The 26,874-nt window shown below is 73.3% G+C and carries 20 protein-coding genes; 13 read left to right on the forward strand and 7 right to left on the reverse strand.

The genetic code is table 11. From position 1 onward, the window contains the following. Nucleotides 1-121 precede the first annotated feature (121 nt). From VB059_RS02460 to VB059_RS02485, 6 genes are all read left to right on the forward strand, one after another. A complete protein-coding gene (locus VB059_RS02460; RefSeq protein ID WP_323420442.1) occupies nucleotides 122-1,201 on the forward strand; it encodes a PIG-L family deacetylase in 1,080 nt (359 codons plus the stop codon). A 241-nt stretch (nucleotides 1,202-1,442) separates the two neighbouring features. Then, nucleotides 1,443-2,918 carry a hypothetical protein gene (locus tag VB059_RS02465; protein ID WP_323420443.1) on the forward strand — a complete coding sequence of 492 codons (1,476 nt, stop codon included), beginning with the start codon at nucleotides 1,443-1,445 and terminating at the stop codon, nucleotides 2,916-2,918. After that, nucleotides 2,915-3,922, forward strand: a complete 1,008-nt coding sequence (locus VB059_RS02470) for a glycosyltransferase family 2 protein (protein WP_323420444.1) — start codon at nucleotides 2,915-2,917, stop codon at nucleotides 3,920-3,922. Before VB059_RS02465 ends, VB059_RS02470 begins: the two co-directional genes overlap by 4 nt. Nucleotides 3,923-4,089: 167 nt before the next feature. Further along, a complete protein-coding gene (locus VB059_RS02475; protein WP_323420445.1) occupies nucleotides 4,090-4,707 on the forward strand; it encodes a GtrA family protein in 618 nt (205 codons plus the stop codon). Continuing rightward, on the forward strand, nucleotides 4,694-6,346 hold the full coding sequence (locus VB059_RS02480) for a hypothetical protein (RefSeq protein ID WP_323420446.1): 1,653 nt from the start codon (nucleotides 4,694-4,696) through the stop codon (nucleotides 6,344-6,346). The genes VB059_RS02475 and VB059_RS02480 overlap by 14 nt, the downstream gene beginning before the upstream one ends. Continuing rightward, nucleotides 6,336-8,870 (forward strand): YfhO family protein, encoded by a 2,535-nt coding sequence (locus tag VB059_RS02485; RefSeq protein WP_323420447.1) that lies wholly within the window; start codon nucleotides 6,336-6,338, stop codon nucleotides 8,868-8,870. The genes VB059_RS02480 and VB059_RS02485 overlap by 11 nt, the downstream gene beginning before the upstream one ends. Here VB059_RS02485 and VB059_RS02490 read toward each other — a convergent pair. The 5 genes from VB059_RS02490 to VB059_RS02510 all read right to left on the reverse strand — a co-directional run bounded on the left by VB059_RS02490 (nucleotide 8,842) and on the right by VB059_RS02510 (nucleotide 14,078). Further along, nucleotides 8,842-9,600: an SDR family NAD(P)-dependent oxidoreductase gene (locus VB059_RS02490; protein ID WP_323420448.1), complete on the reverse strand. Its 759-nt coding sequence runs from the start codon at nucleotides 9,598-9,600 to the stop codon at nucleotides 8,842-8,844. The two genes, VB059_RS02485 and VB059_RS02490, sit on opposite strands and share 29 nt — an antisense overlap. Continuing rightward, entirely contained in the window at nucleotides 9,593-10,984 is a 1,392-nt protein-coding gene (locus VB059_RS02495; RefSeq protein ID WP_323420449.1) for an AMP-binding protein, read from the reverse strand. The genes VB059_RS02490 and VB059_RS02495 overlap by 8 nt, the downstream gene beginning before the upstream one ends. After that, entirely contained in the window at nucleotides 10,984-11,235 is a 252-nt protein-coding gene (locus tag VB059_RS02500; RefSeq protein ID WP_323420450.1) for an acyl carrier protein, read from the reverse strand. Before VB059_RS02500 ends, VB059_RS02495 begins: the two co-directional genes overlap by 1 nt. A gap of 81 nt (nucleotides 11,236-11,316) precedes the next feature. Then, the gene (locus tag VB059_RS02505) at nucleotides 11,317-13,266 is read right to left on the reverse strand and encodes a hypothetical protein (RefSeq protein ID WP_323420451.1); all 1,950 of its coding nucleotides are present in this window, start codon (nucleotides 13,264-13,266) and stop codon (nucleotides 11,317-11,319) included. Continuing rightward, on the reverse strand, nucleotides 13,245-14,078 hold the full coding sequence (locus VB059_RS02510; protein WP_323420452.1) for a hypothetical protein: 834 nt from the start codon (nucleotides 14,076-14,078) through the stop codon (nucleotides 13,245-13,247). The genes VB059_RS02505 and VB059_RS02510 overlap by 22 nt, the downstream gene beginning before the upstream one ends. Nucleotides 14,079-14,298: 220 nt before the next feature. Here VB059_RS02510 and VB059_RS02515 point away from each other — a divergent pair, with 220 nt between their 5' ends. From VB059_RS02515 to VB059_RS02530, 4 genes are all read left to right on the forward strand, one after another. Then, nucleotides 14,299-16,224, forward strand: a complete 1,926-nt coding sequence (locus VB059_RS02515) for a glycosyltransferase (protein ID WP_323420453.1) — start codon at nucleotides 14,299-14,301, stop codon at nucleotides 16,222-16,224. Nucleotides 16,225-16,307: 83 nt separating this feature from the next. After that, on the forward strand, nucleotides 16,308-16,958 hold the full coding sequence (locus VB059_RS02520; RefSeq protein WP_323420454.1) for a GNAT family N-acetyltransferase: 651 nt from the start codon (nucleotides 16,308-16,310) through the stop codon (nucleotides 16,956-16,958). Nucleotides 16,959-16,960: 2 nt separating this feature from the next. Next, complete coding sequence (gene pseI, locus VB059_RS02525) at nucleotides 16,961-18,013, forward strand: pseudaminic acid synthase (RefSeq protein WP_323420455.1); 1,053 nt, start codon at nucleotides 16,961-16,963, stop codon at nucleotides 18,011-18,013. Between the two features lie 4 nt (nucleotides 18,014-18,017). Then, complete coding sequence (locus VB059_RS02530) at nucleotides 18,018-19,997, forward strand: glycosyltransferase (RefSeq protein ID WP_323420456.1); 1,980 nt, start codon at nucleotides 18,018-18,020, stop codon at nucleotides 19,995-19,997. A 19-nt stretch (nucleotides 19,998-20,016) separates the two neighbouring features. Here VB059_RS02530 and pseC read toward each other — a convergent pair whose 3' ends face one another. Together pseC and pseB are read right to left on the reverse strand one after the other, a co-directional pair. Then, nucleotides 20,017-21,144: a UDP-4-amino-4,6-dideoxy-N-acetyl-beta-L-altrosamine transaminase gene (gene pseC, locus VB059_RS02535; protein ID WP_323420457.1), complete on the reverse strand. Its 1,128-nt coding sequence runs from the start codon at nucleotides 21,142-21,144 to the stop codon at nucleotides 20,017-20,019. Nucleotides 21,145-21,147: 3 nt separating this feature from the next. Beyond that, complete coding sequence (gene pseB / locus VB059_RS02540; protein WP_323420458.1) at nucleotides 21,148-22,131, reverse strand: UDP-N-acetylglucosamine 4,6-dehydratase (inverting); 984 nt, start codon at nucleotides 22,129-22,131, stop codon at nucleotides 21,148-21,150. Between the two features lie 431 nt (nucleotides 22,132-22,562). Here pseB and VB059_RS02545 point away from each other — a divergent pair, with 431 nt between their 5' ends. The 3 genes from VB059_RS02545 (at nucleotide 22,563) to VB059_RS02555 (ending at nucleotide 26,857) form a co-directional block, all read left to right on the forward strand. Then, on the forward strand, nucleotides 22,563-23,780 hold the full coding sequence (locus VB059_RS02545; RefSeq protein ID WP_323420459.1) for a hypothetical protein: 1,218 nt from the start codon (nucleotides 22,563-22,565) through the stop codon (nucleotides 23,778-23,780). 76 nt (nucleotides 23,781-23,856) lie between these two features. Beyond that, complete coding sequence (locus VB059_RS02550) at nucleotides 23,857-25,479, forward strand: aldo/keto reductase (protein ID WP_323420460.1); 1,623 nt, start codon at nucleotides 23,857-23,859, stop codon at nucleotides 25,477-25,479. Between the two features lie 4 nt (nucleotides 25,480-25,483). Then, nucleotides 25,484-26,857: a glycoside hydrolase family 76 protein gene (locus tag VB059_RS02555; RefSeq protein ID WP_323420461.1), complete on the forward strand. Its 1,374-nt coding sequence runs from the start codon at nucleotides 25,484-25,486 to the stop codon at nucleotides 26,855-26,857. Nucleotides 26,858-26,874 lie beyond the last annotated feature (17 nt).

A 26,874-nucleotide genomic window follows, 5' to 3' on the forward strand; every position in this document is an offset into this window, starting at 1 on the left:
GGAGCATGCTAGGGCACCCCGTCCCCGGCGGCGCCGTGCGGTGACCGGGGCTGCAGCCGGGTGCGGTAGTCTCCGGCCGGGCCGTCGGGTGAGCCGTGACGGCACGGCAGAAGGAGTCATCATGGTCGAGCCCCGGCAGCGGGCGGTGCGGGCAGACCGGCCGGGCGCGCGGATCCTCGGCCGGGTGGCCGCGGTGGTGGCCACCGTCCTGGTCCCGCTGCTCCTGGTCGCCTCCGGCCGCCCGGGCGTCCTCGATCCCGGCCCCCGGCCGGCCGCGTCGGCCCCGGCGCCCGGCCCTTCCCTGCCGGCGTGCACCGGCGGCGTCCTGCAGGTGGTGGCGCACCAGGACGACGACCTGTTCTTCATGAGCCCCGATCTGCTGGACGACCTGCGCCTGCGTCCGGACCGGTGCGTCCGTACGATCTACCTCACCGCGGGTGACGCCGGCAAGGGGGCGGACTACTGGCAGGCCCGGGAGGCCGGGATGCAGGCCGCGTACGCGAAGGCGGCGCAGGTCGACAACAGCTGGCAGGAGCACACGCTGGTCGTCGGTGGTCACCCGCTGCCGGTGCGCACCCTCGTCGGGCGCCCGTCGGTCTCCCTGGTCTACCTGCGGCTGCCCGACGGGTTCCCGAGTGGCGACGGCACCGACCGGTACGGTCACCAGAGCCTGATCAGGCTGTTGGCCGGGCGGATCGGGACGATCACCGCGGTCGACGGCTCGGCCACGTACACCGCGGCCGGACTGCGTGACGAGCTGGTGGCCCTGATGGACGGTGCCGGGCCGGCACTGATCCGGACGACCGACTACGTCCATCCCCTCGGCGACGGTGACCACGCCGACCACCATGCGGCGGCCTGGCTCGCCCGTGACGCCAGCCGGCTGGCGCATGTCGACCACACGATCCTCAGCTACGAGGGCTACCCGTCGCAGCAGCGGCCGCGCAACATCGCCCGGGACGACGTGCTGCTCAAGAAGGACATCTACGACACGTACCAGGCGATCGCCCTGCCGGGCGAGCCGATGTGGCGGCCGGGTTTCCTGTACCGGCAGTACGTCGTCGACCGGGCCACCCTCGAGGCGGTGCCGAACGAACCGCCGTTCCCGACCGCGTCCGCGGGGTCGGCCGTGTCCGCGCGGTCGGCGGTGACGGCCCTGGCCACCGCCCGGCCGTATCGACCCGGCCCCGGCCGGGACTGACCCCGCCGGGGGAGGTTCCTGTCAGGGACGGTTTCCGCCCGGGCGTTTTTCTGTCCGGCAGCGCTGTCCGGCCGCGCTTCTGTCCGGGCGAGGATCGGCCGTGTCACGGACCGCATCCCCGGTGGGACCGGACATGAAGCCGCGCGCCGACAATGAGAGAGTGTCACCGACTCTGTCGGGGCACGGTCGCCCGGGCGGGATCGAGGTGACGCGATCGGGTCGACGGACAGATGAGGTGGGGATGAGTGACGACGGGGCGAGCCGGCAGGTCGCGGCGAGCGGCCGAGGGACCGCGACGATCCGGCGATCGTGGGAAGCGATGGGCGCGGACGGCTGGTCACGTGCGGCGGCGGTGACGATCGCCGTCCTCATCGTCCTGCTCGCGGTGGCGCTCCGCTGGAGCCTGCGGTCCTTCGTGTCCCGGGACATGAGCAACTTCGTCGTGCCGTGGTACGACTACCTGCGCCAGCACGGGATCTCCGCGTTCGGACAGGGTTTCACCAACTACAGCTTTCCGTATCCGTTCCTGCTCTACATCGTCTCGCGCTTCCCGCTGTCGGCCGTGACGGGCATCAAGGTCATCTCCGCCGTCTTCGACCTGCTCCTGGCGGGCGTCGCGGCCCTCCTGGTGCGGCAGCTGACCGGCTCGGCCGCTCGGGGTGCGGCTGCTGGGCTGGCGATGCTGTTCCTGCCGACCGTGCTGTTGAACTCCGCCGTCTGGGGGCAGTGCGACTCCATCTACACGACCTTCGGGCTGGCAGCGGTCTACCTCGGCCTGCGCGGCCGGGGGAATGTCGCGTGGGCCCTGATGGGGGTCGCCCTGGCCTTCAAGCTGCAGGCGATCTTCTTCCTGCCCGTGCTCGTTCTGCTGTGGCTGCGCAGGAGGACCGCGTGGTACGCGCCGGCGTTCGCGGCGCTGGCCTGGCTGGTGTTGTCCGTGCCGCCGGTCTTCTTCGGCCGTTCACCCGGGGAGACACTGGGCGTCTACCTCAGCCAGGCCGACTACTACCAGTGGTTGGCGGCCGGGCTCCCGAACCTGTACGCCTGGATCCCCGGGGCCGACTTCGCGATGTTCAAGACGGCCGGGAACTTCTTCTCCCTGGCCCTCATGGGGCTCCTGCTGCTGGTGGCTCTGCTCGCACCCGGCCAGGACGCCAAGGGCGTGGTCCTCTTCGGCGCGGTCGCAGCGGCGACCGCGGTGTACACCATCCCCCAGATGCACGAGCGCTACACGTTCGTCTACGAAGTGCTGGTCCTGATCCTGGTGATGGTCGTGCCCAGGCACCTGTGGCTCCTGGGCACCTCCCAGGCCGCCGCGCTGTACGGCTACTCCGGCTTCCTGATGGACCGGGCACTCGTGCCCGAGTGGGTCGCTGCCCTCCTCCTCGGGGCCACCGTCGTCGGGCTGCTCACGATCTGGGTGCTCTCCCTCGGACACCGGTCGGTCGGCGCGGGCATCGGCCGGGGAGCGACCCGGCCGGCGGCCGACGGGCCGGCGCCGTCGCGCATCGGGTCCGCGCCGTCCCGCGAGCAGCGGTACAGGGCGGCGCGGCTTGCTGTGGACCAGTCGGGTGACGGCACTCCGGGTGACGGCGCTCGGGGTGGGGGCACTTCGGATGACGGAACTGCCGGGCGAGGGCCGGGAGATCGTCCTGTCGCGCCCGACGGGATGAGAGGATCGACTGTGGCCGGACGCGATGCCGGAGGAGTGGCATGAAACTGATCTCGTACGTCTTCCCCATCTACAACGAGGAGGGGAACATCGACCTGCTCTACACGACCATGAGCGGGTTGGTGGAGCAGCTCGACTATCGGTGTGAGTTCATCTTCGTCAACGACGGCAGCCGTGACGGGTCCCTGGCCAAGCTGACCGGCCTCGCCCAGCGGGACCCGCGGGTCCGGGTGGTCGATTTCGCCAGGAACTTCGGCCACCAGATCGCCGTCACCGCCGGGATCGACGTGGCCGTCGGGGACGCGGTCATCATCATGGACTCCGACCTGCAGGATCCGCCTGAGGTCAGTCTCGAACTGATCCGGGAGTGGGAGCAGGGCTGGGACGTGGTCTATGCCCAGCGGCGCAGCCGCCGGGACACGGTCTTCAAGCGCCTCACCGCGGCGGCGTTCTACCGCATCCTGAACTCGCTGTCCGAGATCGAGATCCCGAAGGACACCGGTGATTTCCGGCTCATCGATGCCAAGGTCGCCCACCAGCTGCGCCAGTACCGGGAGCACGATCGGTTCCTCCGCGGGATGGTCGCGGAGATCGGCTTCAAGCAGAAGCCCGTGCTCTTCGACCGGCACGAGCGCCACGCCGGCGAGACCGGCTACCCCCTGAAGAAGATGCTCCGGTTCGCCGCCGACGGGATCATGGGCTTCTCCAGCAAGCCGCTGCAGCTGATCTCGCGGGTCGGGTGGGGCATGGCGGCCCTCGCCCTCCTCGGCATCGTCTACGCCATCGTGCGCAAGCTGGTGTTCCCCGAGGAAGTGGTCTCGGGCTGGACGTTCACCATCATCGCGATCCTCTTCGTGGGTGGTGTCCAGACACTGATGATCGGCATCATCGGGTCGTACGTGGGGCGGATCTACACTCAGGTGAAGGCTCGGCCGCTGTACGGTGTCCAGGCGACGTACGGTGTCCCAGCGCGTACGGTCGCCCCGACCGGCTACGAGGACAACGCCGCCGACACGGTCCGACCCGCTGTCCCCGGGGACATCACTTGAGACAGTGGCGTCGCCCGAGGTCGCAGTCTCCCGAGGCAGTAGCGTCCGGTGAGGCGGTGGCGTCCGTTGACGTAGTGGCGTCGCCCGGGACGGTGGTGTCGCGCGAGGCAGCGGAGGTCGGGCGGAGGGTTCACCGCGGGATCCTTCCGGAAGGAGATGGCCCGAGTATGAAATCCCTGCTCGTCAGACTGTGGCCGCTGGTCAAGTTCTCCATGGTCGGCGTGGTCAACACTCTGGTGTCGTACGCCGTCTATCTGGTGCTGCGGCTGGTGATGCCGTACATGGTCGCCTTCGTCCTGGGCTGGGTCGTCGGGGTGATCGTGTCGTTCCTGCTCAACTGCCGGTTCACCTACCGGGTACGGCCGACCTGGCGAGGCTTCGTGCTGTTCCCCCTGTCCAGCGTCCCCAACATCGTGCTGTCCTCGGCCGGAGTGCTGCTGATGGTCGAGGTGTTCGGCTGGGACCAACGGATCGCTCCTCTCATCGCGACCGTTCTGGCGGTCCCGGTGAGCTACGGCATCGCCAGGACGATCCTGCTCGGCCCGGCCCGACGGGTCGAAGCGGCCGCCGAGGCCGCGATCGAGTCGGGTGAGCATCTGCCCGCGCAGCACCACTCCCAGGATCGGTCCCAGAGCACGGTTTCCCAGCGGACGGTCCCCCGGGTCCCCCGAAGCGCCCAGGGCGCGGGCCGCCGGGACCCGGTCCCGGGGGAGGGCCACGACACGCCGCGGCCGGGTCACGTCATACGGGACAGCGAAGGAGCCACGGACGATGTCGATCACTGACCCCGCCGGGGCCCGCACCGACGTCGCCGCGGCACCCACCGACCCCGCGGGGGCGCGCCGCTTCCGTCCGCTCCGCCAGATCACCGGCGCGGTCATCCTCGTCCTCGTGGTGCTCGTCGTGCTGCGCCCGCGGATGCCGGTGAACGCCTATTCCCCGCTGGCGGCCGGGCTCATCTTCGGGCTGGCGCTCCTGCTCTGGGTGCTGGTCGGGGACCGGCTGACGTCCCTGGCACGACGGTTGCTGCCCACCGACCGGATCGTCGCGGCCGTCGCGGCGGCGCTGGTGCTCCTCAACGGTCTGATCGCCGGCGGCGTCGGCTACCTCGGTGCCTACAAGGTGGGATGGGACGCGTCGGTCTTCCCGTTCGTCGCCGGGCTTCCCATTCCGGAGTGGCCCCCGTGGTACGTGGAGTACTTCTCGCGCTATCCGAACAACCACGCCATGCTCGGCCTCGCCGATGTGGCCGCCGCCTCGGCCCGCATCGGCCTGGGCTACGTGTCGTTCATGGCGCTGTACGCCGGCGTCGCCGCCGCGCTGACCGCCCTGGCGCTGTATCGCGTGGTCGTGATCGCCCGTGGTGGCCGCCCGGGGATCGCGGCGCTGGCCGTCCTGGTCATCCTGGTGTCCCTGTCGCCCTGGATGGGCGTCGCCTACACGGACATGGTCGGGGTGTGGGTGCCCATCACGGCCGTCTGGTGTCTCGTCTCCGGCCTTTCGCGTCCCCCGGTGCCCGGCCTCCTGCTGGAGCTGCTGGCCGGCGTGCTCCTCGGCATGGGCTACCTGATCAAGACCACGCCGATCGTCGGGGTCGTCGCGGGCGTCCTGACCCTCGGGCTCCTCGCCCTGGAACGCGGGAGCCGGGGCCGCCGCCGGCAGCTGCTGCTCGCCGTGGCTGCGCTGCTCGTGGGCACGGCCGTCGGCCTGGTCGGGCTGCGCGCGGTGGTCGCGCGGACCGTCCCGATGCCCGTGCTCGATCGGACCGTCCAGGCCTCGCCGTGGACCTATGTCGCGGCCGGGATCCACACGACGTACTACCCGGACGGCGAGCGGGTGTTCGCCTACGGCGGCTACAACGGTGACCTGGACCTCGAGACCTGGAACAAGCCGAAGGCGGAGCAGGACGAACTCAGCCGGATCGAGATCGGGCGCGACCTGGAGCGCCGCGGCGTCCTCGGCACGATCATGTTCGAGGTGGACAAGTTCGTCTTCAACAACGGCGACGGGATGTTCTGGGCGTACGGCGAGGGGAGTGACCTGCAGGCCCCTCGGCTGCACACCGGGCCACTGGCCGATGCACTGGCCGCGGTGAACGGCCCCGACGGGGGCCACTACCACGGGCGGGTGCTGCTGACCCAGGTGCTGTGGCTGGCGGTCCTGGCCGCTGCCGGTGCCGGGCTGGTGGGGCTGCGCCGGACCCTGTCACCGCAGACCGGTGTGGCCGTCGACCTGATGATCTGGAACATGATCGGGATCGCAGCGTTCATGCTGCTGTTCCAGGGACGGTCCCGCTACCTCTTCGGCCACGTACCGGTGATGATCGGCCTCGCGATGAGCGTGGTGCCGATCCTCCGGTGGCCGGGAGCCCGATCCCGTCCGGTCGACCGGGAGGCGAGCCGCCCGGGGCAACGTGACGAGTGAGGCGCACCGCCGCTGGACGGCGCGTGGTCATCGGTGGCGTGAGGCCCTCACCGGCACTCCCGGAGCGGCCGCGCTCGCCGCCCTGCTGTCCGTCACGGTGATGCTGGTGCAGGCGGCCGTGCGCGGTGAGTACCCCTTCGGTGACCTGCCCCGCGGGTTCGACGACTACTTCGCCCAATTCGTCCCCTTCCACGCCATGCTCCAGCACCTGCTGCACGGGGATCCGGCCATCGACGCGCAGTTCAACTGGTTCGTCGGGTTGGGCCAGCCGTTCCTGCCCGACTACGCCGTCTACCTCGGCGGACCGTGGACGCTGCTGATCGGCCTGTTCCCGGTCACCCGGGTCGAGCTCGGCCTGGTCGTCGTGACCCTGCTGCGGGTCGCGATGATCGCCGTGTCGATGGTGGTGTACCTGCGGATCGCCCACGGTGCCGGGCAGCCGGTGCTCGCCGCCGTTGTCGGGACCGCGTACGCCACCAGTGGGTTCGTCCTCGAGGAGGGCCTGTACAACCCGATGTGGCTCGAGGGGGTCGCCGCCTTCCCGCTGATCGCCCTGGTCGGGCACTGGTGCCGGACCGGCCGTCACGCGGTGCCGAGCGTGGTGCTCATCGCCGTGCTCTACTGGTCGAACTTCTACAGCGCGATGATGGCGACCGTCGGCGCCGTCTACCTGACCCTGATGATGGCCGTGGTGGACCGGGTGCCGCTGCGTCGGCTCGCCGAGCAGTTCGGACGGTTCGCGGTGCGCGGGCTGCTCGGCGTCGGCCTGACGTTGCCGGTGGTCCTGCCCGGCGTGCTGGCCGGCAGCCAGGCGCCGCCGCTCGACCTCACCTTCGGGCCGCGCGACGTGCCGCTGACCAGGTATCTCTCCCGGCTGTTCAGCCTCACCGAGCTGCTCGACTTCAGCCCCGGACTGGCGGTCGGCACCCTTCTCCTCGTCGCGGCGCTGGCCTTCTTCGCCCATCGGCGGGTGCCGCTGCGCGAGCGGCTCACCTTCGGGGCAGGCCTGGTCGTGATGCTCGCCACGATGTCCTGGGGCGCCACCCGTCCGGTCTGGTTCGGGTTCACCGAGCCGCACGGCTCGTACTTCCGCAACGCCTTCGTGGTCAGCGGGCTCCTGCTGGTGCTGGCCTGGAGGTTCCTGCTCCGACCACCTCCCGGGCTGCTCGCCACCGCGCTGGGCGGTGGCGCGGTGCTGGCCGTGCTCGGCTGGCTGACGCTCATCCATCGCCGCGGGCCCCACCACCCCTGGTCCACGCCGCTCACCGTGGCGATGGTGCTGGCCGCCATCGCCGGCGCCGCGGTGATGGCGATCCGGCCGGCCACGCGGCGGGTCGTCGGCGGGATCCTGGTGTCGCTCCTCGTCCTGGAGCTGGGACTGAACGCCGTCGTGGTCGAGCAGCTGCGGGCCTCGGTACGGGTGCCGATGGGCCGTTGGTACGCCGACGCCGACCGCGACCTGGCGCTGGTCCGGGAGCACCGGGCGACCGGCCAGGGCTGGCCGCCCTACCGGTTGGACGCCGCCGGGTACTCGTACGGCAACCAGTCGGGCCTGCTCGGCGAGCCCGGCCTGCGCTACTACTCGTCGACGTTCACCGAGCAGTCCGCCCGGGTGTTCGCCGATCTCGGGGTTCCCTCCCTCGCCAACGGGCGGTTGATGGGCAGCGTGGAGGACGCCCCGCTGTTCGCCCTGTTCTCGGTCTCGGCCCGGCTGGAGCATCCCGCGCCGGGGCGGTCGGGCCTGAGCACGTACCGCTCCTTCCCGCTGGTGCGGATCGCACCTCCGGCGCGGCCGGCGGCCGCCGAGGTGGCCCCGGTGTTCGCCCATCGCGACGGCCTGTGGGACGAGCCGGTCCACACGGCGCCGGTGTGGGCGACCCGCCCGGCCGCGGACACCTCGACGGTGCCGGCCGGGAGCTCCATCCGGCTGACCGGCAGCTGCCCGGCCGGCGGGGTGCTCCAGGCCGATCTGCGGCCCGTCGGGGGCGCGGTGACGCTCCGGCCGGCGGGGGCCACCTCCGGTGGGCGGCGTGTCGATCCGCCCGCCCCGGCCGAGCGGCCGGCGCCGGTCACCGTGCCGTTGCCGGCGAGCGGTGCCGTCGACCTCGACTACGTGGTCGATGACCGGGCGCCGCAGACGCTGGCCCTGGGGCGGTTCGCCTGCTTCGACGCCGCTCGGGCGGCCGGTCTCGTCGACCGGGCCCAGCGCGACGCTCCGGGCCTGGTGGTGCGGGGTCGCCACCTCGAGGCGACCTGGTCCCGTCCGGTGTCGGGCGACGTGATCGTGTCGACCACTGCCGTCGACGGCTGGTCCTGTGACGTCGACGGGACGCCGGCCCGGATCGTGCCCCGCGAGGGTCTGCTGAGCCTGCCGGTCCGGGGCGCCACCCGGGTCTCCTGCCGCTACTCCACCCCGATGCTCGTCCCGGCGACCGGTGCGGCGATCGTGTCCCTGGTGCTCGTCGTGGCCCTCGGTGTCGTCCGGCACCGTACGGTCAGATCGAGCTGCCGCCGTCGACGGTGATCACCTGACCGTTGAGGTTGGTGTCCTCGAAGAGCAGCATTCGGGCGATCGGCACGATGTTCTCCGGCTCGACCAGCCGACCGGACGGCGTCCGCCGGGTGATGGCGTCCAGCTGGTCGGAGCCGAGCACCGAGCTCATCTCGGAGGCGAAGAAGCCGGGGGCGATCGAGTTCACCAGCACCCGGCCGTGCATCTCCCGGGCCAGGGTGCGCATCGCCGCGTCGAGGCCGCCCTTCGTCGCCGCGTACGTGGTGAGCCCGGCGTAGCCGCGCTGGGCGCCGACCGAGGTGATCATGATGATCCGGCCCCGGCCGTTGCGTCGGATCATCGTCCGCAGGACGGCGCGGGTGAGCACCAGCGGGGCAGTCAGGTTGGTCTCGACGATCCGGGCGATGTCGGCCGGGGACGTCTGCATGTGCATCGAGTCCTGGCCGACCGCCGCGTTGTTGATCATGCCGTCGATCCGGCCGAGCTTCGCGGTCGCGTCCTTGACGAAGGCGCTCACCGCCTCGGTGTCGGTGATGTCGAGTGGGACGACATGGGTGCGGTCGGGGAACTCGTCGGCGAGGGCCTGCAGCTCCGGGGTGATCGTCCGGGCGAAGGTGGCGACCTTCGCACCGGCGTCGAGGACCATCCGGACCAGGGCCAGGCCCAGGCCGCGGGACCCGCCGGAGACCAGCACGACCTCGGCGGGCGGGACGGTGCCGGCGGCGTCGGAAGCATCAGACATCGGACTTCAGGCTCTCCTTGATCGGGATCTCGGGCAGGATCTTCAGCCGGCGCGGGACGGCGTACTCGGGCAGCCGGGCCGCGCACCAGGCGGCGAGCTCCTCGGTCGTGGTGACCGCCCCGGGGGACAGCACCACCTCGGCGGTGACCATCTGGCCGACGATCGGGGCCCGGCGGCCCCTCACCGCGGCCCAGGCGACCGCGGGGTGCTCGAGCAGGACCGTACGCACCGCGGACACCGAGGCCTTGGCGCCGCCGACGTTGATCTCGTCGGTGGCCAGCCGGCCGACGATCAGCACCCGGCCGGCACGGATCTCGACCCGGTCACCGGTGTGCAGGTCGGGGTCCATGCCCGCGGCGCGGAAGGGGGAGGCGATCACCAGTTCGTCGTCGACGACGCTCAGCGCGGGCCGGCCGTCGGTGTGGCGGTCCAGCCACTCGACCGGGAACCCGGCCCGGCCGTCGTGCACGGCGATCGAGGCGCCGGCCTCGGATGAGGCGTAGATCCAGGAGATCCGGGCGGCCGGGTAGACGGCGCGCAGCCGGTCGAGGACCGCCTGGTCGACGGGCTCACCGCCGAGGGTGATCTGCTCCAGCGCGAGCCGGGCCATCGTGTCGCCGGAGCGGACGAGCGCCCGGCGCCAGAAGGTGGGGGTGCCGGAGGCGGCGGTGACGCCGTGCGCCAGCGCGAACTGCGGCCACTCATCGAGCTGGTCCGGCTCGAGGAAGACGAGATGGGTGCCCGGATGCGCCAGGGACAGCGTCACCAGCTGCCACCAGGCGTACGCGCCGGGGGTGTAGGGGCACAGCCAGGTCCGGGCCGGCTGCTCGCCCGTGACGGTGGTGAGCGAGTCGAGGGTGTGGGCGACCCGCTTGGGCCGGCCGGTGGAACCGGAGGTGAGCAGCCAGAGTCGGCCCGGCTCGGCCGGACGACCGGGGCCCGGGTGGGGGTCAGCGCCCGAGTGGTGGTCCGCGCCTGGGATGCGGTCGGCCGCCGGGACGTGGCCGGGAGTTGGGGCGCCGGGAGCCTCGGCGGCGTCGGTGTCAGCCGTGGCGGTCTCCAGCTCGACCCGCTCCCCGGCGGTCCGGGCGATGGCCAGGCCCGAGTCCCGCAGATCGGCGAGCAGGCCCTCCTCGGCGCGGGTCACCGACGCGACGAGGGTCTCCCGCGCCGTCGTCGCATGGGTCCAGACCGTACGGGCCGCCTCGGCGTGGTCATGGACGAACACCGCGGCCGCCGGCGGCAGGTCGTACGTGCCCAGCTCGGCCCAGCTGCCGGTGAAGCCGCGGGCGACGATCCGGTTGTCCGCCCCGGCAGGGATCGTGCCGACCGGGCCGGTGGGACCCGGGTCCGTGGCGCCGGAACCGGCCGTACCGGTGGCCATCAGGCGCTCTGCAGCTGCTCGATGAAGTCCAGGACGTCGGAGACCGTGGTGATCGAGCGCAGGCCGGGGGCATCGAAGTTCAGCTCGGTGCCCAGCTCGTCCTCGACCGACAGGGCCAGTTCGGAGAAGTCCAGGGACCGGAATCCGATCGCGTCCAGGCCGGTGCTGTCGTCGGCCGGCAGCTCCTTGCTCTGGTTGGCCAGCACCTCGGCCATCATGGTGCGGATCTGATCGCGGCTGAGTCGGCTCATGCTCTCGGCTTCCTGGGGACGTACGGCTGACAGGCCCACTCTACCGAGCCCGGCGGAGCGAGGGGGCGCATCGCCCTGCGGTCACTCCGCGCTGCGGTGTCGGGTCAGGCTGCGGGCCCCCCGCGCCGCCTCCCGCCCGAGCCTGCGGACGATGCGCCCGGCGAGGTCCTCGGCGCGGTACGTCAGGTAGGCCCGCTCGTCCCAGTGGAACCGGGACCAGGCCCCCCGCAGCTGCTCGCGCTGGCGGGCGATCACCGCCCTCATCTCCTGGCCCGTCATCGGCTCCTCGCCCGCACCGGCCACCGGGCCGGGCCAGTAGCGGTCGACGTCGTCGGGAGCCGGGATCCCCGCCATGCTCGCCAACGCGCGGAACACCGTGTGGGGGTGCATCGAGCTGGGCCACGGCGTACGGATGCCGGCCCTCCGCCAGGTGGCGAGCAGGTCGGCCAGCGCCAGCCAGCGGGCCTCGGCCAGGTCGGTGCCCGCCGGCCCGGGCTCGAGCGGCACCGGGGCGGTGCTGGCCTCGCAGCCGTTGCCGAGGTCGTCGTTGTCGCGCTCGTCGGAGGCATCGGTGCCGGCCAGCAGGTTGCCGAACCGGGCGTCGGCGTACGCCGCGGGCAGTCGCCCGTCGGGGTCGGTACGGGCGTCGAGGGCGTCGCGCCAGGCGCCCAGCACCCGTCGCAGTCGTGGCGTGTCGGACGCGGTCGCCGCCTCCACCAGGTCGAGGAGCAGGGTCCGGCCGAGCGGCGGCACGACCACCGGAACAAGGGCGGGATCCACGCCGGTCGGGGCGGTGCGGTCGGGACCGTTCGGGGCGGGATCGAGCGGATCAGCGGGGCCGGGATCGAGTGGATCGACCGGGACGTCGTCGACGGGGTCGGCATCGTGCGGGACGGGACCGGCCGGGTCGGTCCGCGCGAGCGTCCGGTGCACCCGGCCGTCCGGGCCGGCGACCCAGCGGATCGTCCGGCCGTCGCCGCGTGCCTGGAGCAGCGCCGGTCCGTCCTCGACCGGGGTGGCCGGGCCCCAGAGCAGCACCCAGCCGGCACAGACCTCCGGCCAGCGGTCGGCCATCGCGACGGCGCGCCGCTGCACCAGGCCGGGCGCCGCGGGGCGGTCGCCGACCGGACGTCCGGCGAGGGCGGCCAGTAGATCGCGCAGTGGCCGATCGGCCCGGTCGAGCTGGCTGCCCGCGGTGTGCGGGGCGCGCCAGTCGGGGAACAACTGCCGGACCGTCGCCGGGCCGGTCAGGGTGGCAGCGACCGCCTCGGCGTACTCGGCCACCTGTCGCGGGGTCCGCGGACGGCTCGCGTCCCAGGTCATCAGCGGCGACCAGTTGGCGTCCAGGTCGCGTGCCTCCTCCGACCGGGCGGCCAGCAGCCGATGCAGGCCCAGGTCGTTCTCCACGCCGAGCGCCAGACTGCCCCCCTCGGCCACGCACGCCACGACCTCGTCGGCGAGCTCCCGCCAGGCCCGCGGCGCGTCCTCCAACGAGTGCACCCGGGTGACGTCGTCGAGGGCCACCACCAGGTCGTACGTGCCGGCGTGCCGGCGGGCATCGGCGAGATTGCCGCACAGCACGGTCGCCCCGGGCAGTGCGGCGCCGATCGCGGCGGCGTCCGGGATCGCCCGCACCACGACGGTGAGCTCGGCCTGCGCGGCGATCCGGGCCAGCAACCGCGGGTCGTGCGGCCCGACCACCAGCACCCGCCGCCGGTCCGTCGGCAGGCCGGCGAGCAACCGGTCGACCAGGCCGTGCAGCAGCGGGGCGGTCGCCCCCGGGCCCGGTATGTCGCCGGTGCTCGGGTCGACCCAGCGCTCCGGGTCGTCGGCCGGAAGGTCGAGGCGGGCGGTCGCAGTGCCGGGGTGATCGGGGCCGCCGGGAGCATCGGCGCCGCTCGGGGCGTTGGTACCACCGATGCCGGCTGGACCAGCAGGGCCGTCGGGCTCCGGCAGATCACGCCAGTTCTGCGTCGCGCCGGGCAGCAGGATGACGTTGCCCGGATAGGTCAGTTCGACGATGCGAGCCATGGTTCCTGCCATCCCAACACGTAGCGGAGTTCCTCCGGGGACATCACGAAGTCGGCGCCCAGCTCCGTACGGGTCCAGGCGCGAGCGAGGTCGAGGTCGATCTGCTTGCCGAACAGGGCGGGCCGGGTCGCCTCCAGCAGGCCGGTGCCGTCGAACCCGGCCCGGGCGCCGACGAACTCCATCGGGTCGCCGTACACGGCCGGTTCACAGCCGGCGGCCACCCCGTACAGCACCGCGGTGGTCAGCCGGTTCGAGGCGACCCGGCGGTGCCGGCGCAGTTCGGCCAGCTGACGGAACAGGAAGAACCGGTCGGTGCCCTGCCACATCCGGCCCCGGTGCCCGTGGCAGATCACCCGGAAGCCGGCATCCTCGTACAGCCCGCGGATCTGCGGGTCCTCGTACTCGACGAAGTACAGGCACATCGTCACCGGGCCGTCCTCGGTGTCCCGGATCTCGTCGATCAGCGCCTGATGGCTGCCCTGCACCGACTCGTAGTCCCGGGTGCCGTGGAACGGGTACCAGATCGTCCCCTCGCGCTCCTCGTGCGGATCGGCGAGGACGTCCGTCAGGTACAGGTAGGGCGCCCCGATCACCAGGTAGTTGCGCCAGCCGATCGCCTCGCCGCGGCGGCGGGAGACGTCCGACCAGGCGAACTTGGCCATGCTCCAGTCGGCACGGTGGTAGCCGAAGCCGTGGACGAAGGTCCAGCCGTGCTGGACCAGGCCGCGGATCGGTGGCGGGCTCTCGGGATCGAGACCGGCGTACTCGGCGAGGATGTGCGCGTGACCGTACCAGTGGTTGGTTTGGTCCACGCTGCTGCGACCTCCGGGTGGTGACAGACTTCCGGGGCGACTCTACCAGCGCGGTCGCGACCCCGTCGTGGCCGAGGGACGTACGCCGCCACGGACCGGAGCGACGTACGCCGTCACGGGCCAGGGGGACGTACGCCGCCACGGCCGGGGGATCGGACGACGTCACCTGGCCCGGGAACGTGCCCCGCTACGATGCAGGCATCCGCTGCGAGGAGGTCCCGTGAGCCCACTGGTGAGCGCCGTCGTGCCGTTCAACGGGGTCGAGGAGTACATCGGGCCGTGCCTGGACTCGATCCGTCGCCAGACCCTCACCGACTTCGAGGTGGTCCTGGTCGACGACGGCTCCACCGATGCCTCGGCCACGATCGCCGCCGAGGTGTGTGCCGCCGACCCGCGGTTCCGGATGGTCCGCCAGGAGCGCACCGGCCCCGGCCCGGCCCGCAACCTGGGCATCCGCGGGACGGGCGGGCGCTATCTGATGTTCGTCGACAGCGACGACCTGCTCGCCCCGCGGGCCTTCGAGCAACTCGCCACCAGCCTGGAGGAGTCCGGCTCCGACCTGGCCGGCGGCCACGTCTGGCGGCTCAGCCTGCAGCGCGGCCTGGAGACCTCCTGGGCCCACCGCGAGCCGTTCGCCGAACGCCTGGTGCGGACCGGCATCCGCGAGGTGCCGCTGCTGATGCGCGACCGGATGGTGTGGAACAAGATGTGGCGACGCAGCTTCTGGGACGACCACGGCCTGGTGTTCCCGGCGATGCTGTTCGAGGACTACCCGGTCGCGCTGCGCTCCCACCTCGAGGCCCGCGCCGTCGATCTGCTGCCGGACCCGGTCTACGTCTGGCGGGAACGCCCGTCCGGCGACTCGATCTCCCAGCAGGGCGACCGGGTGCACAACGTCCACGACCGGGTGGCCGCCGCCGTGGCGGTGCTCGATCTGGTCGACGACCACGGTGACGACGAGCTGCGCGAACTGGTCCACAGCCACTTCGTCGACGTCGACGTCCGCGAGGTGCTGACCTCATGGCAGGCCGCCGCACCCGCCGACCGACCCGCCGTCCGCACCCTCGCCGGCGAACTCGTCCACCGGATCGACCCCGGGCTGGTCGCCCTCGCCGCCCCCGACCTCCGCGGTGCGTACGAGGCCCTGCGCGCCGGTGACGACGACCGGGCGCTGGCCATCGCCCGCTATCGCAGCGGCGACCGGACCCCGGCGACGGTGGCCGCCGCGGGCCGCACCCCCCGGCCGCTGCCCGCCCGCGCGGTCCGCCGAGGCCTCACCGTCGCCCGCCGCGCCGTCCCGTCCCGGCCGCTGCCGGCCCGGCTCGCCGACCTCACCGTGCTGCCGCACGCCTTCCACTACCGGCTCACCGTGGCGCTGCCGAAGCCGGCGGCACTGGTCGCCACCGCCCGGGTGAGCATCGGCACCGTACGTCCCCACGTCCGGGTCTCGCAGCTGCCGGGCGGGGTCCAGCTCGACGTCACCGTCGACACCGCCGAGCTGGCCCGGCTCACCGACACCACGCCGCTGTGGGTCGCCGTGCAGGCCGGCCCGCTGACCTGGCAGGGCGGCGTCCCGGTCACGGCGGAGCACCTGCACGGCGTACGCCGCGCCGGCTACTGGCTGCAGGCCGTCGCCCGGGACGGGCGGCTGGCGTTCACCCGGCGGCGCCGGGTGCCGGTGATCGACCGGCTCGACCTCAGCGACGGCGTGGTCCGGGCGCACACCGACCTGGCCACCGGGACGGTCATCGTCGAACGTCCCTGGCCGACCCCGCCGCTCGAGGCCCCGATCGACGACCACGTCGCCCTGCTCCCGGTGCCGGCCGTGCTCGCCGACGACCCGGCCGACGACCCGGTCGGGCGGACCGCCACCCGGCGGGTGCTGGTCCGCCGCGAGGGGGCGGAGGCGGCCGAACCGGTGGTGCTGTCCGGCCCCGGGATCGCCACGGTGCTCGGTGACCGGCGGCTGCGGTGGCAGCGCGACGCCGACGGCCTCACCGTGCTCACCCATGGCCCGGCGCTCACCCAAGGAGCGGCCACCGACGGCGTGCCCGGTCCCGGTTCCGGTCCGCTCGGCCCCGGCCCGGCGACCGACGGTGCGCCCGGCCCTGGCTCGCTCACCCAGGGGGCGCGGTCGGCGGGCTGAGCCGCCGTCACACCCGTACGTCACACCGCCGCGCTACGGTAGGGCGGCGAGCCCGACGGGCCCGCGCACGCCAGGAGGTCAACATGCTGCGTCCCGCCACCGATGAGGACCGGGAACGTGTCCGGGTCTGGCGCAACCATCCCGACGTCCGCGCCGTCTCGCTGACCCAGCACGAGATCGGCCCCGCCGAGCACGCCGCCTGGTGGACGCGGGTGCAGGCCGACCCGACCCGCGCGGTGCTGATCTACGAGCGCGGCGGGATCCCCGCCGGGGTGGTGTCGCTGTGGGACCTCGACTGGGCCGCCGGCTCGGTCTGGTGGGGCTACTACCTCGACAACGCCGGCCTCACCGCCCGCGGCGAACTGCTGCCGGCCTGGATCCAGATCCAGCGCGACGCGGTGAAGTACATCGACGCGCTCCGCGACCAGGGGCGGGCGATCACCGTGATGGAGGCCGAGGTGCTCGACGCCAACGAGGGCGTGCGGTCGTTCAACCGACGCCAGGGCTTCCTCGACGTGGAGACGTACGAACGCGACATCGACGGCACCCCCACCCTGGTCCACCACGTCCGCCGGACCCGCCCAGTGACAACGCCGGCCCCGACCACGCCCGGACCGACGGCACCCGACCCGACCACACCCCGATCGACCGCACCCGGCCTGACCGGACAGCCGGGGCCGGGCCCTGCGCCGGCCGCCCGGACCGCACCGACAGCACCCTGCCAGGAGAAGTGACCATGCCCGACGAGATCCGCATCGGCCAGACCGCGATCGGCCCGGGCCACGAGCCGTTCATCATCGCCGAGATGTCCGGCAACCACGACGGCTCGCTGGACAAGGCGCTGGCGATCGTCGACATGGCCGCCGAGGCCGGCGCGCACGCGATCAAGCTGCAGACCTACACCGCCGACACCATCACCCTCGACGTCGACAGCCCGGACTTCCGGCTGAAGGACGACCACGAGCTGTGGGGCGGCCGGCGATTGTACGACCTGTACGAGGAGGCGCACACCCCCTGGGAGTGGCACCAGCCGATCTTCGACCGGGCCGCCGAGCGCGGTCTGCTGGCCTTCTCCAGCCCCTTCGACCCCACGGCGGTGGACTTCCTCGAGTCGCTGGACGTGCCGGCGTACAAGATCGCCTCCTCCGAGATCGTCGACCTGCCGCTGGTGCGGCGGGCGGCCGGCTGCGGCAAGCCGATCATCATCTCCACCGGGATGGCCTCCCTCGGCGAGATCAACGCCGCGGTCGAGGCGGCCCGCTCCACCGGCAACGAGCAGATCGTCGTGCTCTCCTGCACCACCTCCTACCCGGCCGACCCGCGCGACTCGAACCTGCGGGGCATCCCGGTGATGCGCGACGCGTTCGGCACGATGATCGGCCTGTCCGACCACACCCTCGGCATCGGGGCTGCGGTCGCCGCCGTCGCGCTCGGCGCGGTGCTGGTGGAGAAGCACGTCACCACCGACCGGTCCTCGGGCGGGGTCGATGCGGCGTTCTCGCTGGAGGGCCCGGAGCTGGCGGCGCTGGTCCGCGAGACCCGGACGGCCTGGCAGGCGATGGGGGAGCCGGTGATCGGCGCCCGCGACGCCGAGGCCGAGGGGCTGCGCTTCCGCCGCTCGCTCTATGTCACCCGCGACGTGACGGCCGGCGAGCCGGTCGGTCCGGACAACGTCCGCTCCGTACGCCCCGCGCTCGGCCTGGCCCCCGACCTGTACTCCGTGGTCGAGGGACGTCCGTTCCGCCGCGACGTCGCGCGGGGCACCGCGCTGTCCTGGGACCTGGTCTGAGCCGATGAGCGGGGGGCCGCTGCTCAGCGTCGTCGTGCCGTTCTACAACGTGCAGGACTACATCGGTGCCTGTCTGGAGTCGCTGCGGGTGCAGACCCTCACCGACCTCGAGGTGATCCTGGTCGACGACGGCTCCCGGGACGGCTCGCTGGCCGTGGCCGAGGCGTACGTGGCGCGCGACCCGCGCTTCCGGCTCGTCCGCCAGGACAACGCCGGTCTCGGCCCGGCCCGCAACACCGGCACCGGCTGGGCGAGCGGGCGCTACCTGACCTTCGTCGACAGCGACGACCTCGTCGCGCCGCGGGCCTACTCACGGCTGGTCGGTTCACTGGAGGCGACCGGCTCGGACTTCGCCGCGGGCAACGCCTACCGGTTCAGCACGGCCCGGGGGGCGTACCAGTCCTGGACCCACGAGATCCCGTTCGCCAGCACCCGACCTGCCACCACGATCGACGCGTTCCCGGAGCTGATCCGCGACCGGATGGTGTGGAACAAGGTCTACCGGCGCAGCTTCTGGGACGCCGCGGGGTTCACCTTCCCGACGATCCGCTACGAGGACTATCCGGTCACCCTGCCCGGCTACCTGCGGGCCCGGTCGGTGGATGTGCTCGCCGACCACGTCTACTACTGGCGCGACCGCGAGTCGGGTGACTCCATCACCCAGCAGACCTTCCGGCTCGACAACGTCCGTGACCGGGTCGCCTCGGCCCTGCTGGTACTCGACGGACTCGATGCCGCCGAGGGGCATGCCGAGGTGCGGACCCGGGTCCACGCCTACCTCATCGACGTCGACCTGGTGGCGCTCGCCGAGGCCCTGCTCGCGGCCCCCGTCGACGACCGGGCCGCCCTGACCGAGCTCGCCACCGGCCTGGCCGACCGACTCGACCCCGACGCGGACCGGCTCGCGACTCCGCTCGCGGCCCAGCTGCACCGGTCGTTGCGGGCGGGTGACCTGGCGATGGTCCGGGCCCTGGCCCACCGGCGCGGCGGCGCCGGGGCTCGTACGCTCCTCACCGACGTGGCGGCGATGCTGCCCCGCGGGCTGACCCGGCTGCCCGCCCTCGCCCGGGCCGTCGCCCCGCGCAACCGGCCGGCGCACCCGCTGCGCCGCCGACTGCGGTCCACCCTGACGGGCGCCACATGGCAGGGGGACACCCTCCACCTGACGGTCGACTCCCGGCTGCGGGGACGCTGGGCCGCCCGCGTCACCCCGCGAGCCACCCTGCGGACCGGGTCCGGCAGCCTCGATGTGCCCGCGCAGGTGAGCCGGCCCGGCGACGGACTGTGCTGGGCGATCGACGTGCCGCCCGCGGTGCTGGACCGGGTCGGGGAGACGACGGCCGGGGCGACCACCGCGGCCATCGATCCGCCCGAGAGCCGCGCGGTGCTGACGCTGCGACTGCGGGCAGGGATCGTCCGGTGGGCCGGTGACGTCCGCTTCGGGGCCGCGGCGCTACCCGCCGCGCGTCGACGCCCCGCCGGCGACCTGGTCGGGCTCGGGGGTGACGCTCCCGGCCCGGCGCCGGAGAACAGCGGCCGTGACCTGGCCGTGCTCCGCTGGCCCGGTCAGCCGGGATCCGGTGACCCGGGGTCCGGTGACCCGGGATCCGGTCACTCGGGATCCGGGTATCCGGTGGTCACGGCGGTCACCGTGCGGGGTGATGAGTTCGTGCTCCGGCTGGCCGAGGTGGCGCCGGCCGGGACCCGACTGGTCGTCGAGCGGCCCGACCCCACCCCGGACATCACCGTCCGGCCGGACGGCCGGGACGTACGTCTCAGTGCCGGTGCGCTCGTCGAGGGTGACCCGCCCGACGACCCGGTGACCGGGGTCGCCGAACGGGCGGTGGCGTTGCTCCGCCCGGATCGGCCCGCCGTCCCGGTGCTGCTCGCCGGTGACGGCGCCCGGGCCGTCGTGGCCGAGCGGTCGGTCGAGCTCGCCGTGGGCCGGACCGGACACCTCGTGGTGCGGCAGCGCCGCCGGTGACGCGGGCCGTACGCGCGGGTCAGGCCGCCAGGATCCCCCGGAGCGTCTCGATCACCCGGTCCTGTTCCGCGAACGTCAGCCGGGCGAACATCGGCAGCGAGATCTCCTCGCGGTAGAACTGCTCGGCGTTCGGGCACATGCCCTGCCGGTAGCCGAGGTCCTCGAAGACCGGGTGCCAGTAGACCGGGATGTAGTTCACCTGCACCCCGATGCCGGCCTCGCGCAGCCGGTCGAAGACCTCGCGGCGCCGCCCGCCCAGGATCCGCACCGGGTAGAGGTGCCAGGTCGGGTCGACGTCGGCGCGGACGGTCGGCAGCCGCAGTCCGTCGACGTCGGCCAGCAGCTCCTGGTAGCGGGCGAACAGTGCCGCCCGGCGGGCCTTGAAGTCGTCCAGCTTGCCCAGCTGGCTCAGCCCCAGTGCGGCATGGACATCGGAGAGCCGGTAGTTCAGGCCGATCGCCGGCACTTCGTACCACCAGGCGCCCTCGTCGGGGTGCCGGTAGGTCGAGCGGTCCCGGGAGACGCCGATCCTGTGGAACTCGTCGGCCGCCAGCGCCAACGTGTCGTCGTCGGTCAGCACCGCGCCGCCCTCGGCGGTGGTCAGGTTCTTGGTCGGGAAGAAGGAGAACGTGGTCAGATCGGCCAGCGACCCGACCGGACGGCCCCGGTAGGTCGACCCGACCGAATGCGCCCCGTCCTCGACGGTGAGCGCCCCGACCTCGTGCGCGATCGCGTTCAGCCGGTCCATGTCGGCGGGCTGTCCGGCGTAGTCGACCGCGGCGACGATCCGCGTCCGCTCCGAGACGGCCGCGGCGACCGCGACCGGGTCGAGGTTGCCGGTGTCCTCCTCGATGTCGGCGAACACCACGCTCGCCCCGCAGTGCATCGCGCCCGAGGCGGTCGCGACGTACGTCATCGGGGTGGTGATCACCTCGTCGCCCGGGCCGATCCCGGCGGCGGCGTACGCCATGTGCAGCGCGGCGGTGCCGGAGGTGGCGCTGACCGCGTGCCGGGCCCCACCGCGCTCGGCGAGGGCATGCTCGAAGTCACGCACCCAGGGGCCGGTGGTGAGCCAGTCGGAGGTGAGCACCTCGGCGACCTCGGCGATGTCGTTCTCGTCGATCCACTGCCGACCGTACGGGAGCACCGCTCAGTCCTCGGGGAGCATCGCGCGGATCTCCTCCACGCTGTACCACAGGTCGTTGGTGCCCGAGTCGAGCCGGAAGCCCTCCGGCACCGGGACGGCGCCGGACGGCGGGCGGTAGCCCCAGCTGGCGAGGTCGGGCTGCATCACGTAGCGCTCGTCGCCCAGCCGCAGCACCCGGCGGCCCTCGTCGAGCGAGATCATCTCCTCGTGCAGCTTCTCGCCCGGGCGCAGCCCGACGTGCTCGAGGGTGGCGCCCGGCACTAGGGCCTCGGCCAGGTCGGTGAGCTTCATCGAGGGGATCCGCGGCACGTAGAGCTCGCCGCCGCTCATCAGCTCGAAGCTGTTCAGCACGAAGTCGACCGCCTGCGGCAGGGTGATCCAGAACCGGGTCATCCGCTCGTCGGTGATCGGCAGCGGCTTGCCCTCGGCGCCCAGCTGGCGCCACTTCGGGATCACCGAGCCGCGGGAGGCCATCACGTTGCCGTAGCGGACCACCGCGAAACGGGTCGGGTAGGCGGCGGCGTAGTGGTTGCCGTTGATGAAGAGCTTGTCGGCGGCCAGCTTGGTGGCGCCGTACAGGTTGATCGGCGAGGAGGCCTTGTCGGTGGAGAGCGCGACGACCTTCTTCACGCCGGCGTCGATCGAGGCCTCGATGACGTTCTGCGACCCGAACACGTTGGTCTTGACGAACTCGTACGGGTTGTACTCGGCGGTGTCGACCTGCTTGTACGCGGCGGCGTGGACGACATGGTCGATGCCGTGCATCGCGCGGTTGAGCCGGGGCAGGTCGCGGATGTCGCCGAGGAACCAGCGCAGCCGACTGTCGTTGTTGAACAGCTGACGGCACTCGTACTGCTTCAGCTCGTCGCGGGAGTAGACGACGATGCGCTTCGGGTCCACGTCGTCCAGCAGTCTGGTGATGAACGCCTTGCCGAACGAGCCGGTGCCACCGGTGATCAGGATGGACGAACCCGAAAGAATGCTCACGAATGCTCCGGAGGTGGTGGAGCGCGCCGTGCGCCCCGGGCTGACCCTGCGTGCCGTACGCAGCCGCAGCGCACGCAGGTGACTGGCGTCCCTCAGGCTAACACCCGGCGCACCCGGCGGGCATGTTCGTGGCTCCGCGCGGTCACGCCGGCCGGACCCGCCGGCCGGACCCGCCGGCCGTGCTCGGTGGCCTCGCGGGTCGCGGTGTGGCAGACCGTGGTCGCGGGGCAACGAGCCGTGGTCGCGGGGCGAACAAAAAAGCCGGCCCGCACGCTTGGGGGGTGCGCACGGGCCGACTCCGATAAACTACCCTCCGCTGTGGTGTGGTGCAACAGTCCTAGTGGGCGCGTTGTTTCCCGCGGCGCAAGGTTTCTCCGGCCGCGATGTCTCCCGGTCCGGTGGGCGCCGGCCGGCTGGCTAGGGTGACCCCCATGACGTACGACGCTCCCCGGGGTGGCCAGGAAATCGTCCGCGACCCGGTGCGGGGCGCCGGCCGCGACCGGGCACCGCGGGTCGGGCTCCGCTGCGACGCCGACCCGCGGATGGGGGTCGGTCACCTGCTGCGTCAGCTGGCGCTGGCCGAGGAGTTCGTCGACCGCGGCGTCGAGGTCACCCTGCTCGGTCAGGTGACGGGATCCCCGCTCGCCGACCGGTTGCTGGCCGCCCACGGGCTGGCGATGGTGCCGGTCGACGAGGGGCCGGACGCCCTGCTCGCCGAGGTGCGCCGCCGCGGGCTGGACGTCGTGGTGCTGGACGGCTACCGGTTGCCGGCCGCGCTCGGCACCACCCTGCGGGCCGCCGGGACACCCGTCGCGACGATGGTCGACGGCACGTTCGGCCTGCACCAGGACGCCGATCTCTACGTGGACCAGAACTTCGGCGCCACCCGCCCCGCCACGGTCCCGGCGGACCGCGGCGTCCTGGCCGGCATCGAGTACGCCCTGCTGCGCGATGTGGTCCGCTCCCGGCGCCGACCGGCCGCGGACGCGGCCTCCTCGGCTGCGGTTCCCGCCGAGGCGGCCCTCTCGGGTGTGGCTCCCGCGGACCGGACGCGTGCCGAGGCGGCCCTCCCGGCTGCGGCCCGGGGAGTGGGTGACGCCGGTCGGGACGAGGGCTCGGCGCCGCGGCTGCTGTGCGTCTTCGGGGGCACCGACGCGTACGGTGCGGCACCCACGGTGGTGTCGCTGCTGCTCGGGACCGATGCACCCATGCAGGTCGTGGTGGTGGCCGGCCGGGAGCAGATCGTCGCCGAGCTCGCGGCGATCCGGCCGGGGCCGGGGCAGCGCCTCGAGGTCGTCGCACCGGTCGACGACCTGCCGGGCCTGGCGGCGGGCTGCGACGGGGTGGTCAGCGCCGCCGGGACGTCCATCTGGGAGTTCTTCTGTCTCGGCCTGCCGACCGCCCTGGTCGCCGTCACCACCAACCAGCTCGTCGGCTACGAGGCCGTCCTCGGCGCCGGGCTGGTCGCCCCCATCGGTCTGCTCGACGGTCTGCGTGATGATCCCACCGCCCGGACGGCCGCACAGGAGGTGCTCGGCCGGTTCGCGGCGGATGCCGCCTGGCGCTCGGCGCTGGGCGCGCGCGGGGCGGCCCTGGTCGACGGGGACGGCCGGGTCCGGGTCGCCGACGCCATCCTCGCGCTGCGCTGAGCGGCGCCCGGCGGGCCACCCCGCCGCTGTCGGTGGCCTGCCGTAGGGTGACGGCTGTGTCAGCCAGGAGGTCCGTGTGCGCACCCGTGTCGTGATCCAGTCCCGCCTCAACTCCTCCCGGTTGCCGGGCAAGGCGATGATGATGATCGGTGGCATGCCGCTGATCGAGCTCGTCGCCCGGCGCGCCGGGCGCGGCGGCCACGAGGTCGTCGTCGCGACCAGCCGTGAGGAGTACGACCAGCGGATCGCCGACCATCTCACCCGCCGCGGCATCCGGGTGCTGCGCGGTTCCCTCGATGACGTGCTGTCGCGGTTCGTCGCCGCGACCGAGGACCTGGCCGACACCGACCGGGTGGTCCGGCTCACCGGTGACAACCCGATCGTCGACACCGAACTGGTCGACGAACTCATCGTCGCCGTCGAGGCGTCCGGCCACTCGTACGGCCGGATCGACCTGGCCCGGGTCCCCGAGGGCCTCGGTGTCGAGGTCTTCACCGCCGCTGACCTCCGCCGGGCCGCGGCCACCGCCACCGCCCCGTACGACCATGAACACGTCACCCCGTGGATCCGCCGCACCCTCGGTGAGCTCCCGTACGCCCCCCAGGGCATCGACTTCGACATCGTCACCTACCGCTGCACCGTCGACTCGCTGGCCGACTACGTCCGGGTCTCGCAGCTGTTCGACCACTACGACGACGTGGTCGGGGTGTCCTGGCGCGAGCTGATCGCCGGGATCGCCCGCGAGGCGGACCGCAACGGCCCGGCGCTGCCCCGGACCAGCCACGACGGGCTGACGCTGTCCCGGCTGCTGCTCGGCGCCTCCCCGCTCGGCCGCGACACCGGCGCGATCACCCGGCACCGCCCGGACGCGGCCGAGGCCCGCTCGATCCTCTCCGCCGCCGTCGCCCGGGGCGTCACCCACGTCGTCACCGGCCGCGACGACGGCGACTCCGAGGCGGCGGTCCGGGTGGCGTACGACCCGGCGCTGCGTCAGCGGGTCGGGGTCATCACCACCCTGCACGCGCTCGGCGGTGTCCCCGATGATGCCCTCGGGTACGCCGTGGAGGCTTCGCTGGAGCGGTCCTTTGCCGAGCTCGGCCGGCGCCGGGCCGATGCGGTGCTCTTCGCCTCCCCGGACGACGCCCTGGCCGGTGGGGGAGCGGCCTGGGCCCGACTGCAGGCCTTCCGCGCCGAGGGGACGGTCGGCCGGGCCGGAGTGGTGCTCGCCGACCCCGCCGACCTGGACCGGGTCGCCGACCTGCCCGGCCTCGGCCACGTCGCCGTCCCGCTGTCGGTGGTCGATCGGCGGGCCACCGCGGTCGCCGCCGGCCTCGCCCGCCTGACGGCGGCGGGCGTCGTCGTCACCGTGCACGGGGTGTTCGGCCAGGGCGTCCTCACCACCGGCACCCCACTCACCGCGCCCGCCAGCATTGCGGCCGAGGCGGCGGCGGCGCGGGCCGCGGTCGCCGCCGCCGCCCCGGTGCTCGGGCGCACCGGGCCGGTCGACCTCTGCCTGGCCTATGCCGCCGCGCACCCCTGGGTGAGCGCGATCGGGGTCGGGGTCGGCACCGCCGAGCAACTCGTCGAGGTGATGGAGCAGGGCGATGCCGCTGCCCTGACCGAGGCGGAGGTGGCGCGACTGGAGCAGCTCGTCCCGGCCGCCGGTGACGATCTGTGCGACTGGCTCACCCGGGCCTGACGCGATGCCTGCCGCCCGGCCGCCGGCCGGACCACCGCTGGGCCCCGACCGGCCGGCCGGACCATCCGTCGACCCCGCCCTGGCCGCCCGGGCCGCCGCGGCGGAACGCTCCGTCACCGGCCGCCACCTGCACCGCCCCCTGCTCGCCCCCCGGGCCCGGCTGGCCTGGACGGCACACCCGCCGACTGTCGCGGCGCGGTCCTTCGTCAGCTTCCACTACTGGTGGCAGGCGCACGTCCTCGACTGTCTGCTCGACGCCCAGCGGCGCGCCCCCACTGCGGCGCGCCGCTGCCTGATCGCCCCCTGGCCGGCGGCGATGGCCCTGCGCAACGGTGTCGGCTGGCTCAACGAGTACTACGACGACAACGCCTGGCTGGGCCTCGCGCTCGACCGGATGGAACGCGAGCAGGGCATCGTCGTCCCGGCCCGAGGACGCGCCCGCGACCTGCAGGTCGTACGGAACCGGGGCGTACGGAACCGGGGCGTACGGGGCGCGCAGGGCGTGCCGGGCCGACCGGGCGCACGCGGTGGCGACCACGGGGCAGCGGGGCGCCGCGTGCTCGCGGTGGACCGGATCGTCGCCCGGCTGGAGGGCGGCTGGGATGACCGGCCGCTCGGCGGCGGCATCCCCTGGCGGGTCGGCGACGTCTTCCGCAACGTGCCTGCCAACGGGCCGATGGCGATCCTGATGGCCCGCCGCGGCCGACTCGAACGGGCCTGTCGCACGCTGACCTGGTTGCGCGAGCACTGTCTGGATGCCGCGACCGGGCTGGTGGTCGACGGCATCCGCCCCGACCCGACCGGGGCGGCACCCTGGCTGGTCGACCGCACCTTCTACACCTACAACCAGGGCGTGATGCTGGGGGCCGAGGTCGCGGTGCTCCGGGCCGCCCTCGATCGCGGGCCGGGGACGGCGGACATTCCCGGCGCCGTCGACGCTCCCGGCGCCGTCGACACTGCCGACACCACCGCTCGGGTGTTGCGGCTGGTCGAGGCGATCGATCGGGGGATGGCCGACGGCCACGTCCTGGTCGGGTACCGGGGGCGGCCCGAACAGGGTGGCGACGAGGGACTGTTCCGCGGGATCCTCGCTCGCTACCTCGCTCTGGTCGCGACCGACCTGCCCGGCGGGACCGCCGACGCCGCGTCGGCCCGTGGGCTCGCCGCCAGGTTGGTCAGGACCACCGCGGAGGCGGCCTGGCAGCATCGGGCGCGGCACGGCGAGGAGATGTGGTTCGGCCCCGACCCGCGGACCCCGGCGAGGATCCCCCGCCGGTCGGATCCGACGGACCTGCCGGAGCGGGACCTGTCGGTGCAGGTGGGGGCCTGGATGCTGCTGGAGGCCGCCGCGCGCTGCCCCGGACCGAGGTCACCGTGATGACGTCGGTCCGGACC

Source organism: Raineyella sp., from assembly GCF_034933565.1.
Lineage (GTDB): Bacteria > Actinomycetota > Actinomycetes > Propionibacteriales > Propionibacteriaceae > Raineyella.

Bases quoted from the DNA above. Each gene is read 5' to 3' on its own strand.
- VB059_RS02470 (WP_323420444.1), top strand. From the start codon at position 2,915: ATGAAACTGATCTCGTACGTCTTCCCCATCTACAACGAGGAGGGGAAC.
- VB059_RS02480 (WP_323420446.1), top strand. From the start codon at position 4,694: ATGTCGATCACTGACCCCGCCGGGGCCCGCACCGACGTCGCCGCGGCA.
- VB059_RS02475 (WP_323420445.1), top strand. From the start codon at position 4,090: ATGAAATCCCTGCTCGTCAGACTGTGGCCGCTGGTCAAGTTCTCCATG.
- VB059_RS02555 (WP_323420461.1), top strand. From the start codon at position 25,484: ATGCCTGCCGCCCGGCCGCCGGCCGGACCACCGCTGGGCCCCGACCGG.
- VB059_RS02520 (WP_323420454.1), top strand. From the start codon at position 16,308: ATGCTGCGTCCCGCCACCGATGAGGACCGGGAACGTGTCCGGGTCTGG.
- VB059_RS02465 (WP_323420443.1), top strand. From the start codon at position 1,443: ATGAGTGACGACGGGGCGAGCCGGCAGGTCGCGGCGAGCGGCCGAGGG.
- VB059_RS02490 (WP_323420448.1), bottom strand. From the start codon at position 9,600: ATGTCTGATGCTTCCGACGCCGCCGGCACCGTCCCGCCCGCCGAGGTC.
- VB059_RS02460 (WP_323420442.1), top strand. From the start codon at position 122: ATGGTCGAGCCCCGGCAGCGGGCGGTGCGGGCAGACCGGCCGGGCGCG.
- VB059_RS02530 (WP_323420456.1), top strand. From the start codon at position 18,018: ATGAGCGGGGGGCCGCTGCTCAGCGTCGTCGTGCCGTTCTACAACGTG.
- VB059_RS02545 (WP_323420459.1), top strand. From the start codon at position 22,563: ATGACGTACGACGCTCCCCGGGGTGGCCAGGAAATCGTCCGCGACCCG.
- VB059_RS02505 (WP_323420451.1), bottom strand. From the start codon at position 13,266: ATGGCTCGCATCGTCGAACTGACCTATCCGGGCAACGTCATCCTGCTG.
- pseI (WP_323420455.1), top strand. From the start codon at position 16,961: ATGCCCGACGAGATCCGCATCGGCCAGACCGCGATCGGCCCGGGCCAC.
- VB059_RS02500 (WP_323420450.1), bottom strand. From the start codon at position 11,235: ATGAGCCGACTCAGCCGCGATCAGATCCGCACCATGATGGCCGAGGTG.
- VB059_RS02495 (WP_323420449.1), bottom strand. From the start codon at position 10,984: ATGGCCACCGGTACGGCCGGTTCCGGCGCCACGGACCCGGGTCCCACC.